The organism is Pseudomonas putida, assembly GCF_002025705.1.
Classification (GTDB): Bacteria; Pseudomonadota; Gammaproteobacteria; order Pseudomonadales; family Pseudomonadaceae; genus Aquipseudomonas; species Aquipseudomonas putida_J.
The window spans coordinates 706,160-721,071 of the sequence record NZ_CP018846.1; the positions used below are offsets into that span (position 1 = coordinate 706,160).

At 63.3% G+C, this 14,912-nt stretch carries 12 protein-coding genes; 6 read left to right on the top strand and 6 right to left on the bottom strand.

The annotated features are described in order from the left end of the window. Nucleotides 1-37: 37 nt before the first annotated feature. Nucleotides 38-1,678, top strand: coding sequence for a chaperonin GroEL (gene groL / locus BUQ73_RS03320; RefSeq protein ID WP_079226656.1), 1,641 nt, complete (start codon nt 38-40; stop codon nt 1,676-1,678). Between the two features lie 183 nt (nt 1,679-1,861). On the opposite strand, the gene BUQ73_RS03325 is transcribed toward groL, so the two are convergent. After that, entirely contained in the window at nt 1,862-2,590 is a 729-nt protein-coding gene (locus tag BUQ73_RS03325) for a phosphatase PAP2 family protein (protein ID WP_079226657.1), read from the bottom strand. Between the two features lie 180 nt (nt 2,591-2,770). On the opposite strand from BUQ73_RS03325, the gene colR reads away from it, so the two are divergent. The 5 genes from colR (at nt 2,771) to BUQ73_RS03350 (ending at nt 6,459) form a co-directional block, all read left to right on the top strand. Next, a complete protein-coding gene (gene colR, locus BUQ73_RS03330) occupies nt 2,771-3,454 on the top strand; it encodes a two-component system response regulator ColR (protein WP_003255215.1) in 684 nt (227 codons plus the stop codon). Further along, complete coding sequence (locus BUQ73_RS03335) at nt 3,444-4,745, top strand: sensor histidine kinase (protein ID WP_079226658.1); 1,302 nt, start codon at nt 3,444-3,446, stop codon at nt 4,743-4,745. The genes colR and BUQ73_RS03335 overlap by 11 nt, the downstream gene beginning before the upstream one ends. A 107-nt stretch (nt 4,746-4,852) precedes the next feature. Further along, the gene (locus tag BUQ73_RS03340) at nt 4,853-5,533 is read left to right on the top strand and encodes a class I SAM-dependent methyltransferase (RefSeq protein WP_079226659.1); all 681 of its coding nucleotides are present in this window, start codon (nt 4,853-4,855) and stop codon (nt 5,531-5,533) included. Between the two features lie 6 nt (nt 5,534-5,539). Further along, nucleotides 5,540-6,241: a lipopolysaccharide kinase InaA family protein gene (locus tag BUQ73_RS03345; protein WP_027917969.1), complete on the top strand. Its 702-nt coding sequence runs from the start codon at nt 5,540-5,542 to the stop codon at nt 6,239-6,241. Then, nucleotides 6,238-6,459, top strand: coding sequence for a hypothetical protein (locus tag BUQ73_RS03350; RefSeq protein WP_079226660.1), 222 nt, complete (start codon nt 6,238-6,240; stop codon nt 6,457-6,459). Before BUQ73_RS03345 ends, BUQ73_RS03350 begins: the two co-directional genes overlap by 4 nt. Nucleotides 6,460-6,657: 198 nt before the next feature. On the opposite strand, the gene BUQ73_RS03355 is transcribed toward BUQ73_RS03350, so the two are convergent. From BUQ73_RS03355 to BUQ73_RS03375, 5 genes are all read right to left on the bottom strand, one after another. Next, entirely contained in the window at nt 6,658-9,702 is a 3,045-nt protein-coding gene (locus tag BUQ73_RS03355) for a multidrug efflux RND transporter permease subunit (protein ID WP_079226661.1), read from the bottom strand. Between the two features lie 13 nt (nt 9,703-9,715). Then, nucleotides 9,716-10,864: an efflux RND transporter periplasmic adaptor subunit gene (locus BUQ73_RS03360; RefSeq protein ID WP_079226662.1), complete on the bottom strand. Its 1,149-nt coding sequence runs from the start codon at nt 10,862-10,864 to the stop codon at nt 9,716-9,718. A 216-nt stretch (nt 10,865-11,080) separates the two neighbouring features. Then, nucleotides 11,081-12,178, bottom strand: coding sequence for a DUF1513 domain-containing protein (locus BUQ73_RS03365; RefSeq protein ID WP_079226663.1), 1,098 nt, complete (start codon nt 12,176-12,178; stop codon nt 11,081-11,083). A 2-nt stretch (nt 12,179-12,180) separates the two neighbouring features. Next, nucleotides 12,181-13,245: an imelysin family protein gene (locus BUQ73_RS03370; protein WP_060484862.1), complete on the bottom strand. Its 1,065-nt coding sequence runs from the start codon at nt 13,243-13,245 to the stop codon at nt 12,181-12,183. 19 nt (nt 13,246-13,264) lie between these two features. Continuing rightward, the gene (locus BUQ73_RS03375) at nt 13,265-14,692 is read right to left on the bottom strand and encodes a di-heme oxidoredictase family protein (RefSeq protein ID WP_079226664.1); all 1,428 of its coding nucleotides are present in this window, start codon (nt 14,690-14,692) and stop codon (nt 13,265-13,267) included. Between the last annotated feature and the right edge of the window lie 220 nt (nt 14,693-14,912).

Consider the following 14,912-nt stretch of genomic DNA (forward strand, 5'->3'; position numbering starts at 1 on the left):
TCCCGTTACTCCAAAGAATTCCAAGGATTAAACGATCATGGCTGCTAAAGACGTAAAATTCGGCGATTCCGCTCGTAAGAAAATGCTGGTTGGTGTCAACGTTCTGGCTGACGCGGTAAAAGCGACCCTCGGCCCGAAAGGCCGTAACGTGGTGCTGGCCAAGAGCTTCGGCGCTCCGACCATCACCAAGGACGGCGTTTCCGTTGCCAAAGAAATCGAGCTGAAAGACGCTTTCGAAAACATGGGCGCCCAGCTGGTCAAGGAAGTTGCTTCCAAGGCCAACGACGCTGCCGGTGACGGCACCACCACCGCTACCGTTCTGGCTCAGGCCATCGTCAACGAAGGCCTGAAAGCCGTCGCTGCCGGCATGAACCCGATGGACCTGAAGCGCGGCATCGACAAGGCCACCGCCGCCGTTGTCGCCGAGCTGAAGAACCTGTCCAAGCCATGCGCCGACTCCAAGGCCATCGCCCAGGTAGGTACCATCTCCGCCAACTCCGACAACTCCATCGGTGAAATCATCGCCGAAGCCATGGAAAAAGTCGGTAAAGAAGGCGTGATCACCGTTGAAGAAGGCTCGGGCCTGGAAAACGAACTGTCTGTCGTAGAAGGCATGCAGTTCGACCGCGGCTACCTGTCGCCGTACTTCATCAACAAGCCGGACACCATGGTTGCCGAGCTGGAAGGCCCGCTGCTGCTGCTGGTCGACAAGAAGATCTCCAACATCCGTGAGCTGCTGCCAGTTCTGGAAGCCGTTGCCAAGGCCGGCCGCCCACTGCTGATCGTTGCTGAAGACGTTGAAGGCGAAGCCCTGGCTACCCTGGTGGTCAACAACATGCGCGGCATCGTCAAGGTTGCTGCGGTCAAGGCACCGGGCTTCGGCGACCGCCGCAAGGCCATGCTGCAGGACATCGCTGTCCTGACCGGCGGCCAGGTCATCTCCGAAGAAATCGGCCTGACCCTGGAAACCACTACCCTGGAGCACCTGGGTAACGCCAAGCGCGTCATCCTGTCCAAGGAAAACACCACCATCATCGATGGTGCTGGCGTTGACGCCGACATCGAAGCACGCGTCAAGCAGATCCGTGCCCAGATCGAAGAGACTTCCTCCGACTACGACCGTGAGAAGCTGCAAGAGCGTCTGGCCAAGCTGGCTGGCGGTGTTGCCGTGATCAAGGTCGGTGCCGGCACCGAAGTTGAAATGAAAGAGAAGAAAGCCCGCGTTGAAGACGCCCTGCACGCTACCCGTGCAGCCGTTGAAGAAGGCGTGGTGCCTGGCGGTGGTGTAGCCCTGGTTCGCGCCCTGGCTGCCATCGTTGACCTCAAAGGCGACAACGAAGACCAGAACGTCGGTATCGCCCTGCTGCGTCGCGCTGTAGAAGCTCCGCTGCGCCAGATCACTGCCAACGCCGGCGACGAGCCAAGCGTTGTCGCTGACAAGGTCAAGCAAGGTTCGGGCAACTACGGCTACAACGCCGCTACCGGCGAATACGGCGACATGATCGAGATGGGTATCCTCGACCCAGCCAAGGTCACCCGTTCGGCTCTGCAAGCCGCAGCTTCGATCGGCGGTCTGATGATCACCACCGAAGCCATGGTTGCCGACCTGCCAGAAGACAAGCCAGCTGCTGGCATGCCTGACATGGGCGGCATGGGTGGCATGGGCGGCATGATGTAAGCCAGCCTTACCCCCTGCACCAAGAAAAAGCCCCGCCTAGTGCGGGGCTTTTTCGTTTTCCTGTACCGGCCACTGGGGCTGCTTCGCACCCCTTTCGCGACACAAGGCCGCTCCTACAGGAAATCGTGATACCTCTGTAGGAGCGGCCTTGTGTCGCGAAAGGGCCGCAGAGCGGCCCCTCTATCAGGCAATGCGGTGCTCGGTGGCTGGCGCCTCGGCCATGCCCTTGCGGTACAGCACCAGATAATACGACCCCAACCCGATCAACCAGCAGAACACCGCCGTCCACACGTTATGCGACAAGAAGTGCGCGCCCTGCAGCATCCGCCCCAGCCCCAGTGCCGAGCCGGCCACCAGGGCTACCCCGAATGCCACCCGCGCCAGCTTCGGCCGGCGGTCACGCAGCATGAAGAACAGGCCGAACAGGCAGAAACCGGTCGCCGCATGCCCGCCCGGCCAGCACAGCCCCGGCTTGTCGGTCGCCGGCCGGTGTTCCAGCAGCTTGCTGTAGGTTTCCTTGCCGCCGAACTGGGTCAGGCTCCATGGGCATTGCACCTGGGTCACCTTCTTCAGCGGCGTGACGAAGGCCGTCGACAGGCCCAATGCCAAGACCAGGCAACCCAGCTCACGACGCCAGCTGAACAGAGGCTTCCAGACGAAGCTCGAGGCGAACGCGCCCAGCGAGATCAGCCCAAGCAGGATCACGCCTTGCTTGACCCGGTCATGCATGACCGTTTCCAGCAGGTAACTGTGACGGCCGATGAACTGCCCGGCGGCGGGGTCGAAGAACAGGTTGGCGACGTCCATGTCGACCGAGGTCAGTTCCAGCAGGAGCAGGGCCGCGGCAATAGCCAGTGGTATGCCCAGGTACAGCCAGAGATTGATCGGGCGCGGACGAGTGCGGTGTTGCATGACGACTCCAGGGGGTAAAAAGACCGGGCATTGTCGTGCGCCCGCTATCCTCTGTCCGTGAAGGATCAGTGAAAAAACTGTCAAGTTCGCTGAATTTGCCCTGGGGCTGGCACAGTACCGGCTATGGCCTTAAGCTGCGCCTGCCGCGCACCTCAGCGAAGCGCCGCACAGGAGAACCCGATGCGCATTCTATTGGTTGAAGACAACCGCGATATTCTTGCCAACCTTGCCGATTACCTGGGCATGAAAGGCTACACCGTCGACTGCGCCCAGGACGGCCTTTCTGGCCTGCATCTGGCCGCCACCGAGCACTACGACCTGATCGTGCTCGATATCATGCTGCCCGGTATCGATGGCTATACCCTGTGCAAGCGCCTGCGCGAGGATGCCCGCCGTGACACCCCGGTCATCATGCTGACGGCCCGCGACCAGCTGGACGATCGCCTGCAGGGCTTCCGCTCCGGTGCCGACGATTACCTGCTCAAACCCTTTGCCCTGTCCGAGCTGGCCGCGCGCATCGAAGCGGTACTGCGCCGGGCCCAGGGTGGCGGGCGTCGGACCTTGCAGGTCGCGGACTTGAGCTATGACCTCGATACGCTCGAAGTGACCCGCCAGGGCCGCCTGCTCAAGCTCAACCCGGTCGGCCTCAAGCTGCTCGCCGTGTTGATGCAGAAGAGCCCGCACGTGCTGCGCCGCGAGGTGCTGGAAGAAGCCCTGTGGGGCGATGACTGCCCTGATAGCGACAGCCTGCGCAGCCATGTGCACCAGCTGCGCCAGGTAATCGACAAACCGTTCGAAAAACCCCTGCTGCATACCGTCCATGGCGTCGGCTATCGCCTCGCCGAGGGCCGCGATGGAGTTTAAGCAAAGCCTTGCCCAGCGCATCATCATCGCCTTTGCCTTGATGAGCGCGCTGGTGGCCGGCGCCTTCGCCTTCGGTATCGTCGCCACCGTGCACTTGGTCGAGGAGCGCCTGATTTCATCGGTGCTCGGCGGTGACCTGCAGCGGTTGCTGCGCATGGACAGCGTCAGTGACTGGAGCCACCGGCCACGGCCTGACCAGCTGTTCTATTTCAGTGGCGGGCGCGATGATTTCGAGCTGCCCAAGGACCTGCGTCACCTTGATGCCGGCTTCCACGAGGTGTTTCGCGACCAGCTGTCCTACCACGCAATGGTCGAGATCGTTGATGGTCGACGCTATGTATTGCTGCAGGACCAGAGTGACTTCGAAGAGCGCGAGCGCGTGCTGTTCGCCGTCGTGGTGGTGGGTTTCGTGCTCAGCCTGGTGCTGGCGGTGGTGCTTGGCTGGCTGCTGGCGCGCAGGGTGATGGCACCGGTCATCCGCCTGGCGCGACAGGTTCGCCATCGTGATCAGTTGCTTGGCCTGGCGCCGCCGCTGGCACCGGACTATGCGGCCGACGAAGTCGGCCAGCTGGCAGTGGCGTTCGACGATACCCTGGGCCGGCTACGCGATGCGCTGACCCGCGAGCGTTTGTTCACCAGTGATGTCAGCCATGAGCTGCGCACCCCGCTGATGGTGCTGGCCACCTCGTGCGAACTGCTGATGGAAAACCCCAATCTGGAAACGCGCGCGCGCAGCCAGGTGGAACGCATCGCCCGCGCCACGGAAGAGATGCGCGAACTGGTCAAGACTTTCCTGATGCTCGCCCGTGCCCAGCGTGACCAGGGTGCCGTGGCGTCCCAGGCAACCTTGCGCGAAGTCGCCGACGACCTGACCGGGGTGTGGCGCGATACCATCGAGCAGAAGGGCCTGGCGCTCCATTACGATGGCCAGGTCAGTGCAGGCCCATTGCTGTACAACGCCACGTTCCTGCAATCGGTGATGGGTAACTTGCTGCGCAATGCCGCCCATTACACCGATAGCGGCTACATCCGCCTGAGCCTGGAGCCCAACGGCTTCAGTGTCGAAGACAGTGGCGTGGGCATCCCGGAGGAGCAGCGCGAGGCGATGTTCCAGCCGTTCGTGCGCGGCGAGGAGCGGCGCGGTGAGGGCCTGGGCCTGGGCCTGTCGCTGGTGCAGCGTATCTGCGATGACCAGGGCTGGCGGGTGACGCTGACCTCGACGGCACCACATGGCTGCCGTTTCCAGGTAGACCTGAGCCAAAGCGCGGAAAAGACCGATCCCACGCAGTAACAACATGAAACATTCCTGCGGTTTGATGACATTATTTTCACATTGGCATGACCTGTTTCCAACGACTCGTTACCTAAGGTAAGCGCATTGGAGACAGGAGCCATTCGATGCGCAGCCCGATCAAACTCGAATTTTCCGAGAAGTACGACCAGCAACATGCCAAGGAGTACTTCCTCAAGCACCAGGACGGACTGGCACGGCGCCTGTCCCACAAACGTGACGAGCAGTTGGCCCGTCGTGCGTTGGCGCTGGCCGGAGAACCGGGCCTGGTTCTCGACCTGCCTTGCGGCGCTGGCCGTTTCTGGCCGCTGCTGGCGGAAAAGCCGAACCGGGTGATCATCGGTGCCGACAACTCTGAGGCGATGATCCAGACGGCCTGTGCCGCACAACCGCCAGAGGTGGTGGCGCGGGTACGTCCTTTGCAGACATCGGCATTCGCGATCGACTTGCCGGACAATTCGGTCGACAGCATCTTCTGCATGCGGCTGTTCCACCATATTGGCGAGGCGGCTCACCGCAAGACCATTCTTGACGAGTTTCAAAGAGTTAGCCGTGACAGTGTAATCCTGTCATTGTGGGTGGACGGTAACTTCAAGGCCTGGCGCCGCCAGAAGCTCGAGCAGAAGCGTAGTGCCAAGGCCGAGCAGGGCAGCTATCAGAACCGTTTCGTGTTACCGGCAGAAACGGTTGAAGCAGAATTCAAGGCCGCCGGCTTCAGAATCCAGGAACACCTCGACTTCCTGCCGTTCTATGCCATGTGGCGGGTATATGTATTGCGTAAGGGGTAGTGTTTGATGGCTGTAGCCCAAAATGGGGAGTCGCGGTTCGATTATTACTGGCGCCAGCAGGGCGAATGGGTCGAGGAACCCAACCAGCGGCGCGGTGGTGAGAGTGGTGTACAACGGCTGAACGATGGCAACGGCAAGGTGCTGTATGCCAAGCGTCAGGTCGGCCACATCTATCGCAGCCTGCTGCACCCGTTTGGCAGGCCGACCGTGTTGCGCGAACTCGATGCACTGAATAGCTTCGAGCAACTGGGTGTGCGCGTGCCGCGCATCGTGTTTTGTGGTGCCGAGCGTGATCCCGAGCACCAGTGGCGCGCGCTGCTGGTCAGCGAGGCGCTGGACGGCTTCGTCGAGCTCGACACGTGGCACGCCGAAGGTGCGCGCGAGCGCTATCCTCAAGTAGTGCATGAACGCATGCTCAAGGACCTGGCCGACAACCTGGCGCGCATGCACCTGGGTCATTGGCAGCATGGCTGCCTGTACGGCAAGCACGTCTTCATCAAGGTCATCGGCGAGGGTGAGCAGGCCCGCGTCGAAGTAGCACTCCTGGACCTGGAAAAGTGCCGACGACGCATCAGCTGTCAGCGAGCTGCGGGTAACGACCTGCGCCAGCTGCGCCGCCACTCGTCGCTAAATGACACGGAATGGCAAACGCTGCTCTATTTTTACCAGATGGCGTTTGGCAGCGCTGTCAAAGGGTTAGGGCAATGAAACTAGAAATCGCTCGAGCTTTGTTCCTGGTGGCTGGGTTGGCTGTGACCACGGCGGCTTTAGCTGCCTGGGAAGAGCCGCGGCCAGTGGTATTCAGCAAGGCAGACCAGTGCGCGGTGCCGCGCGTGGTCAAGGCACAGCAGAGCCAGTCCGAGCCGGACCAGGACCTGCTGTTGTTCCTCTTCGGAATGCGCCAGGGGCTGCGGCCGTTTGGCTGATACAGTTCGAGCAAGACAAAGGCCTCGCAATCGCGAGGCCTTTGTTTTTGATTTGGAAGCATGCGCGGACTCTTGTAGGAGCGGCCTTGTGTCGCGATAGGGCTGCGAAGCAGCCCGAGATTTACGCCTGTCGCTGAAACTGCTGGGGCTGCTTCGCAGCCCTATCGCGACACAAGGCCGCTCCTACAGGGATCGCAGTCATGCAGCTATCGGCTGCTGTGCAGCAGACTTGTGCGCCAACAAGGTGTAGATGCAAGGCAGCACAAACAGGGTAAACAAGGTGCCAATCGACATCCCGGTGGCGATCACCGTGCCGATATCGAACCGGCTCACCGCGCCGGCCCCGGTGGCCAGGATCAGCGGTACCATGCCGAATACCATCGCCGCCGTGGTCATCAGCACCGGCCGCAAGCGAATGGCGGCAGCTTGCTCGATGGCTTCCCGAACGCCCAGGCCCTTTTCCTCACGCAACTGGTTGGCGAACTCGACGATCAGGATGCCGTGCTTGCTGATCAGGCCGATCAGCGTCACCAGCCCCACCTGGGTGTAAATGTTCATGCTGGAAATGCCCAGGAACAAAGGTAGCAGCGCCCCACAGATCGACAGCGGCACCGTCACCAGAATCACCAGCGGGTCGCGGAAGCTCTCGAACTGCGCGGCCAGCACGAGGAAGATGATCGCCAGGGCGAGGCCGAAGGTTACCCACAGGGCACTGCCTTCCTGCACGTACTGCCGCGCTGTCCCGGCATAATCGAAGGAGAAACCCTCCGGTGCCTCTTCCCGGGCGATGTCGCGCACCGTTTGCAACGCCTCGCCGATACTGACCATCGGCACACCCTGGATGATCGCCGAGTTCAGCTGCTGGAACTGGTTGAGCTGGCGGGGGCGGGCGCGGTCACTGAGGGTGATCAGTGTCGACAAGGGCAGTAGCTGCCCTTGCTCGTTCTTCACGTAGTAGTTGTTCAGCCAGCCAGCGTTGTCCCGATAAGGCCGCTCGACCTGGGCAATCACTTTGTAGCTGCGGCCTTCGAGGGTGAAGCGGTTGATTTCCGCCTCGCCCAGCAGGGTGGCAAGGGTGCTGCCCAGCGTATCCATGGATACACCCATTTGCGCCGCCTTGGCCCGGTCTATGTCGACCACCACCTCGGGTTTGTCGAACGCCAGGTCGATATCGAGGAAGGCGAACTTGCCCGATTGCTGGGCCCGTTGCTTGACCCGCTGGGCGACTTCCAGCAGGGCAGGGTAGTCACCGGCTGTATTGATCACGAACTGGAACGGCAGGCCTTCACCGGTGCCGGGCAGCGCCGGCAGGTTGAAACCGAAGATCTGCAGCCCGCCGATCTGCTCCAGCTTGGCCTGCACCAGCGGCAGCAGCTCCATCTGTGTGCGGTTGCGTTCGTTCCAGGGTTTGAGCAGGAAACCGCCGATGCCGCTCTGCACGCCGTTGAAACCGTTGATCTGGAACGACGAGTAGTACTCGGGGAAGGCCTTGAACAGCGGCGTGAACTGGTCGGTGTAAGCGTTCAGGTAGTCGAGGTTGGCCGGCTGCGGCGAGCTGCTCATCATGAAGATCACACCCTGGTCCTCGTTGGGCGCCAGCTCGTTCTGGGTGAACTTGAGCAGCACCGGGATCAGGCACAGGATGATCACGGCGAACACCAGCACCACCGGGCGGCTGTCGAGGGTTGCGTGCAGCAGGCGCTGGTAGCGCACCTTGAGGCCTTCGAACAGCACGTCGAGGCGGTGGGCCAGGCCGCTGGCATTCTGCTCCTGGCGCAACAGCAGGGCGCACATCATCGGCGACAAGGTCAGGGCGACGATGCCCGAGATGACCACCGCGCCGGCCAGGGTCAGGGCGAACTCCTTGAACAGCGCACCCGTGAGCCCGGTGAGGAAGCCGATGGGGGCATAGACCGCTGCCAGGGTGATGGTCATCGATACCACCGGCATGGCGATTTCCCGCGCGCCCTCCAGGGCAGCATCGAAGGGAGATTTGCCTTCCTCCATGTGCCGGTGAATGTTTTCCACCACCACGATGGCATCGTCCACCACCAGGCCGATGGCCAGCACCATCGCCAGCAGCGTCAGCAAGTTCAACGAGTAGCCCATCATCTGCATGAAGAACAGCACGCCGATCATCGACAACGGGATGGTCACCACCGGGATCAGCACCGAGCGCAGGGCGCCGAGGAACAGGAACACCACCACGATGACGATCAGCACCGCTTCGCCGAGGGTCTTGATCACTTCGTCGATGGAGGCCTGAATGAACAGCGTGGCATCGTAGGCGATCGATACCTTCAGCGCCGACGGAAGCTGGCTTTCAAGTTCTGGCATGATGCGCCGCACTTCCTTGATCACGTCCAGCGGGTTGGCTGCCGGGGTGGCCTTGATGCCGATGTAGACCGACGGTGTGCCATCGAACGAACTGACCGTGTCGTAGTTCTCTGCGCCCATCTCCACGCGCGCCACGTCGCCCAGCAGTACCCGGCTGTCACCGGACACCTTGAGCGGCAGCGCGGCGAAGGCTTCGGCCGATTTCAGCTCGGTGCTGGCATTGATGCTGGTGACCACGTATTCGCCCTTCACCTCACCGGCCGCGGAGAGGAAGTTGTAGCGGCGCACGGCATTGGTCACGTCGGTGGCCGACAGGCCGAAACCCGCCAGTTTCACCGGGTCGATCCAGATGCGCATGGCGAACACCTGGTTGCCGAGGATTTCCGCCTCGGCCATGCCCGGCAGGGTCGCAAGCTTGGGCTGGATCACCCGTGACAGGTAGTCGGTGATCTGCGGGTTGCTCATCTCCTTGCTGTAGAAGCTGATATACATCAGCGCCGAGGCATCGGCGGCTTCCTTGCTCAGCACCGGGTCTTCGGCGTTCTGCGGCAGCTGGTTGCGCACCTCGTTGGCCTTGGCCAGCAGTTCGGTAAACAGGCGGTCGCTGTCGGCGCCAATGCGTGCGTAGATGGAAATCACCGAGAAGTTCTGCCGGCTGACCGAGGTCATGTAGTCGATGCCTTCGGCGCTGGCCAGGCTCTGCTGCAGTGGCTGGGTGATATAGCCCTGGATGGTCTCGGCGTTGGCCCCCGGGTAGGCGGTGGTCACCGTGATCAGGGCGTTTTCCATTTTCGGGTACTGGCGGATCTGCAGTTTGTTCCAGGCCTGGAAGCCAAGCAGCAGGATCAGCAGGCTGACCACGCTGGCCAGCACCGGGCGGCGGATGAACGGGTCGGTGAACGCCATGCCTGCCTCCTGCTTAGTCGGTGCGCGGGGCGCCCTGTTCGGGCTTGAGCGCGCTGTCCTGGCCAATGCGTATGGCCGCGCCTGGGGTCAGCTTGAGCTGCCCGGCGGTGACCACTTGTTCGCCGGCCTTGAGGCCCTTGCTGACCACCACCACGCCATCGCGGCGCTCGCCGGTCTGCACCGTGCGCTGTTCGGCGCTCAGCTGTGGCTGGCCCTGGTCGTCTTTCTCCGGGTTGCCGTCCTTGTCCTTCTTCGGCGTGGCGACGTACACCGAGTTGCCGTACAGGGTGTAAGTGATGGCGCTTTCCGGGACGACCACCTGGGGCTGCGGATCGGGTAGCAGGATCAGCAGGTTGGCGAACATGCCGGGCAGCAGCTTGCCATCCGGGTTGGCCAGGGTCGCGCGCACCAGCAGGTTACGGGTGTTTTCATCGACCTTGGGGTTGATCGCGCTGAGGCTGGCCGGGAACGTCTGGCCCGGGTAGGCCGCCACTTGCACAAGCACCTGCTGGCCCAGGCTCAGGTGCGGCAACGCCTGCTCCGGTACGTTGAAGTCGACGTACAGGCTGGACAGGTCTTGCAGGGTGGCAATTACCGTGCCGGCGGCCAGGTACTGGCCGATGTCCACCTGGCGAATGCCGATGGTGCCACTGAACGGCGCGTTGATGCCCTTCTTGATCTTCTGCGCCTTGAGCTGCTCGACCACCGCCTGGTTGCGCCGGTACTGGGACGACAGGCGATCGAACTCGCCGCGGGAGATAGCGGCATCACCGACCAGCTGGCTGCCGCGACCGAAGTCGACCTTGGCCAGCCCCAGGTCGGCCTGGGCGGTGCCGAGCAGGGCAGTTTCCTGGTCGTCATTGAGCTGCAGCAGCGGTTGCCCCGCCTTGACCTTCTGCCCGGAGTCGAAGTACAGGGCCTTGACGATGCCTTCCACTTCCAGGCTCAGCTCCACGCCCTGCAAGGCCTTCAGGCTGCCTACGGCAGGCAGGCGTTCCTGCCACTGGCGCTGTTCGGCCGGGGCTGCGGCAACGGTGATGGGCGGCCGGGGCGCGGAGAACATCTGGATCTGTTGGTAGATCGAGAAGCCTTTGTAGCCCCCCAGGGCCAGCACGATCAGCAGAACGACGGCCAACATGATGAGCATGCGGCGGCGTAGCATAGGTCCGGTTCCTTGGATGTGTGGTTGTTATGCGTTTTGACACGACAACGGGCGATCCTGCCCACGTGCGGATGAGGGAAGTATTGCAGAAGGGGGAGGGGATTGCCTGTGCCGGCCTCTTCGCGGGTAAACCCGCTCCCACAGGTTCGGTGTATTCCCTGGGAATGTGAGTTCCCTGTAGGAGCGGCTTCAGCCGCGAAGAGGCCAGCAGGAAAATCAGACCAGGTGCAGGTGGTTGTCCCAGAAGCCGGAAGGCAGGTCCATCGGTTGCCCGACCAGTTCAGCCTTGCGGCAGTTGTAGAAGCGGCAACGGCCCTGCCCGGAGGTGACGACGAACCCATCCTTGACCGCGCCAACTCCGGCGCAATCGGGCATCGGTGCATCGAGCTTCACCGCACCGCTGTCCAGGTCCCAGACGAACAGGCGGTTGGCCCGCGGCGCCGTCAGGGCCACCAGGCGCAGGTCGCTGTGGATGGCGACGCTGGCGGTGTACTGAGCCATCGACTGCAGCTGGCGCTCAGGCACCGGGAAGGCCTTGAACGGCTCGCCCGGGCGCTTGATCGCCAGCAGCTCGGCAGTCTCGTCGGCAGCGCCCATGAACTGCTGGCAGGCGGCAATGGTGCCATCGTCGCCCACCGCCAGGTGGCGCACACTGTTCATCTGCTGGGCCAGGGTTTCCTTGCTCAGCAGGGTGCCGTCGCGCTGCATCAGCACCAGGCTCGGCTCCATGGCATCGAGGTTCATCTCGACCCGGCTCTCGGCCTCGGTGCGGATGCCACCGTTGGCCACGATCAGGGTTTCGCCATCCGGCAGCCAGGCCACTTCATGAGGGCCGATGCCGTGGGTCGGGATCTCGCCGCTGTGCACCAGGCGCTCACCTTCGAAGCGGTACACGCCGAGTACGCCACGCCCTGGGTCGCGGGTGTCGTTCTCGGTGGCATACAGCCATTCGCCACCCTTGTGAATCACCGCATGGCCATAGAAGTGCCGGTTCGGTTGCGAGGTGACGGTCTGCAGCAGGCGCCCGTCGCGCAGGTCGACCAGGTAGCTTTCGGTACCGGGGCGGCGGGCGACGAACAGGGCGATCGGCAGCTCGGGGTGGTTGATGATGGCATGGCAACGCTGGGCGACCTGGGTGCTGAACACCTGGGTGCCGTCCAGGCGGAACCCGACCGCATAGTGCTTGCCGTCGCCATCGTCACGCGCCGACAGCAGCAAGGGTTCGCTGCCTTTGTTGCGGAACAGGCTCCAGCCGCCCAGGGTCAGGGCGCTGAGCAATACGCTACCGAGTTTGAGGGCCTGGCGTCGCAGCATGATCAGTCACCGTCGTTGGCATTGAAGCCCAGCTGGATGTTCAGCGCCTTGGCCAGGTCGCCTTCGTGCAGGCGGTGGACGGCGTTGAGGGCATCGTAGATCTGGTTGAGGGTCTGCTGTCCGGCGTCGTCGGCCAGCAGCTCGCCGAGTGTCTTCTGGTTGTCGGCCAGCAGTTTGAGCGCCGTAGCGTAGGCGTCGTCGATCTTCTGCGCCAGGGCTTTCTGATCGCCGGGCAGCAGGCCGCGCAGGCCCTGGTTGTCGACCCCGACCCACACGGTCTGGGCGGCCTTGAGGGTGGCTTCCAGGCTCTTGAGCGAGGAGTGGCTGCGCCAGGCTTCGGCTTGCAGCGGCTGTGGGATGCCTTTGCTCTGGCGGCCCATCGGCGCACCCAGCTTCTTCTTCAGGGTATCCAGGGCGGTAACCTGGGAGCGCAGCAGGTCGGCGATCGCCTCGTGGGAATCGGCGTAGCGCTGGTTGGGGAACTTGGTCATCTGCGACAGCATGCCGTCGGTGCTGTTCCAGCTCTTGAGGATGTCCTCGGCCAGGACCTTCTGGTGCTCACCGATGGCGACCAACAGCGGGCAGTAGCGGGCTTTCTGCTCGGCAGTGGCTACGTCCGGCTTGCTGTCGAAGAGGATGTACTCGTAGGCCGACAGGCCGCGTACCACGACGCTGGCCTTGCCCAGGGCGGCGGCATCGACCGGCTTGTCGCCGTTGACCAGCTGCTCGACCTGGCGGCCGACCAGGTTCTTCTTGTCAGGCCAGAATTGTACCTGCCAGGCGCGGTTGCCTTCGGCCAGCGGGCCGACCAGCAGCGGCTGCAGTTCCGCCCAGGCTTTTTGCGCATTGAGGAAGTCGGCGCGTGCGGTGTCCAGGCTTTCCTTGCCTTCACAGTAGGCCAGAGCGCTGACGGCCAGCTGACGGTCGGCTTCGACCCAGCGGCTGTAGGTCGGCAGGATCACCTGTTTGGCGATGGCGGCGGAAGTCACTGCCTGCGGGTCCTGCGGCGAGCAGGCACCCAGGGCGAGTGCGGCGAGGCTGGTGAACAACAGTTTGGGTCGGAACATGCCCGGCTCCTTGCGCGTTTTAAAGTGAGTTCAGGAAGGCCAGCAACGCGGCGCGCTGCTCGGCATTGAAGGTCAAAACATGGTCGCGCGCCGGCTGGGCTTCGCCGCCATGCCAGAGCACGGCTTCCAGCAGGTTGCGGGCGCGGCCGTCGTGCAGGTATTGGGTGTGGCCACTGACGGCTTCGGTCAGGCCGATGCCCCACAACGGCGGGGTACGCCAGTCCTGGCCGTTGGCGGCAAATTCGGTGCGCTCGTCGGCCAGGCCCGGGCCCATGTCGTGCAGCAGCAGGTCGCTGTAGGGGCGGATCACCTGGTTGGCCAGTTCCGCTTCGGCGGCGTTGGCGGCGGTGGTGAACTGCGGCACATGGCAGGCCTGGCATCCGGCCTGGAAGAACAGGTTCTTGCCGGCCAGCACTTGCGGTGCGCCGACGTCACGACGGGCAGGCACGCCGAGGTTGCGGGTGTAGAAGGTGACCAGGCGCAGGATGTTGTCGCTGACTTCCTTCTCGTCGCCTTCGCCGTCGCCATTGGGCGCGGCCAGGCAGTCGACCTGGGCCGGGGTGCAGTCGTCCTTGGGTTGCAAGGTGCTGGTCAGGCCCATGTCACCGTTGAAGGCGTGCACGTTCTGCTGATTGACGTTGGGCTGCCCGGCCTTCCAGCCGAAGCGGCCGATCACGGTCTTGCCCAGGGCGTCGTCCCAGACCCGGTTGGCGCGGCCGCGGATGCCGTCGTGGTTGCGGTCGTCCGGGTCTTCGTTGGCCAGGATGGCGTCCTCGGGGATGGCTTCGAGCAGGCCCAGGCCGATCATCGGCGGGGCCACGCGGGCCGAGAAGCGCGTGTCGGGGTGCATTGGGCCGTAGCCAAGCTGGGTGATCTGCAGGGTCGGGCGGCGCAGCTCGACCGGGTGGCCGTCCTTGAAGGTGACGGTCTGGGTGGTGTAGCTCACCCGCACCTTTCCTTCCGGCGCCACGCCGGGGATGGCCATGTCTTGCAACTGGGTGCCGTAGACGGGCTCGGGGACCACGCCCAGGCGCTCGATCTCCTTGGCCAGGTAAGGCTGGTCGGGGATCGACAGGCGCACCAGCATGCCCACGGCATTGCTGTCGCCGGGCTCTGGCGGGTGCCCGCGGCCGTCACGCACGTGGCAGTTCTGGCAGGCTGTGGTGTTGAACAACGGGCCCAGGCCGTCGCGCGCGGTGGTGGTGGACGGGGCGATCACCCAAGGGCTGCGGAAGAAGCTGTTGCCCACGGCGAAGTCCAGGCGGCGCTCGGCCGAAAGGTTGGCCGAGGGCAGGGAAAACGCCTTGCGGTCGTCGCGCTGAACCGTTGCCTGGCCACCAGACAGCGCTTCGCCGGGCTCGGCCTGGGTGAAACGCGGGGCGTCGTCACAGGCGGCAAGGGCGAGGGCCAGCAGCAGAGGGGAGAGTCGGGACAGCGACGAGGACATGCAAAATCCTGGGCGTGGACGAAAAACCGGCGTGCAAGCTTAGCAGGACGGCGTAGTTTGAATAAGAGCAATTTGCAATTACCCGGGTGAAAAGGATGTGAAATGCCAGCATTTTCATGAACCTGTATCGGCCTCTTCGCGGGCAAGCCCGCTCCCGCAGGGACCCCGCAGTCTTCAGGTACAGCGCAGCTCCTGTAGGAGCGGCTTTAGACGCGAAGAG

Excerpts from the sequence above, each read along its gene's own strand:
- groL (WP_079226656.1), top strand. The coding sequence starts at position 38 with ATGGCTGCTAAAGACGTAAAATTCGGCGATTCCGCTCGTAAGAAAATG.
- BUQ73_RS03325 (WP_079226657.1), bottom strand. The coding sequence starts at position 2,590 with ATGCAACACCGCACTCGTCCGCGCCCGATCAATCTCTGGCTGTACCTG.
- colR (WP_003255215.1), top strand. The coding sequence starts at position 2,771 with ATGCGCATTCTATTGGTTGAAGACAACCGCGATATTCTTGCCAACCTT.
- BUQ73_RS03335 (WP_079226658.1), top strand. The coding sequence starts at position 3,444 with ATGGAGTTTAAGCAAAGCCTTGCCCAGCGCATCATCATCGCCTTTGCC.
- BUQ73_RS03340 (WP_079226659.1), top strand. The coding sequence starts at position 4,853 with ATGCGCAGCCCGATCAAACTCGAATTTTCCGAGAAGTACGACCAGCAA.
- BUQ73_RS03345 (WP_027917969.1), top strand. The coding sequence starts at position 5,540 with ATGGCTGTAGCCCAAAATGGGGAGTCGCGGTTCGATTATTACTGGCGC.
- BUQ73_RS03350 (WP_079226660.1), top strand. The coding sequence starts at position 6,238 with ATGAAACTAGAAATCGCTCGAGCTTTGTTCCTGGTGGCTGGGTTGGCT.
- BUQ73_RS03355 (WP_079226661.1), bottom strand. The coding sequence starts at position 9,702 with ATGGCGTTCACCGACCCGTTCATCCGCCGCCCGGTGCTGGCCAGCGTG.
- BUQ73_RS03360 (WP_079226662.1), bottom strand. The coding sequence starts at position 10,864 with ATGCTACGCCGCCGCATGCTCATCATGTTGGCCGTCGTTCTGCTGATC.
- BUQ73_RS03365 (WP_079226663.1), bottom strand. The coding sequence starts at position 12,178 with ATGCTGCGACGCCAGGCCCTCAAACTCGGTAGCGTATTGCTCAGCGCC.
- BUQ73_RS03370 (WP_060484862.1), bottom strand. The coding sequence starts at position 13,245 with ATGTTCCGACCCAAACTGTTGTTCACCAGCCTCGCCGCACTCGCCCTG.
- BUQ73_RS03375 (WP_079226664.1), bottom strand. The coding sequence starts at position 14,692 with ATGTCCTCGTCGCTGTCCCGACTCTCCCCTCTGCTGCTGGCCCTCGCC.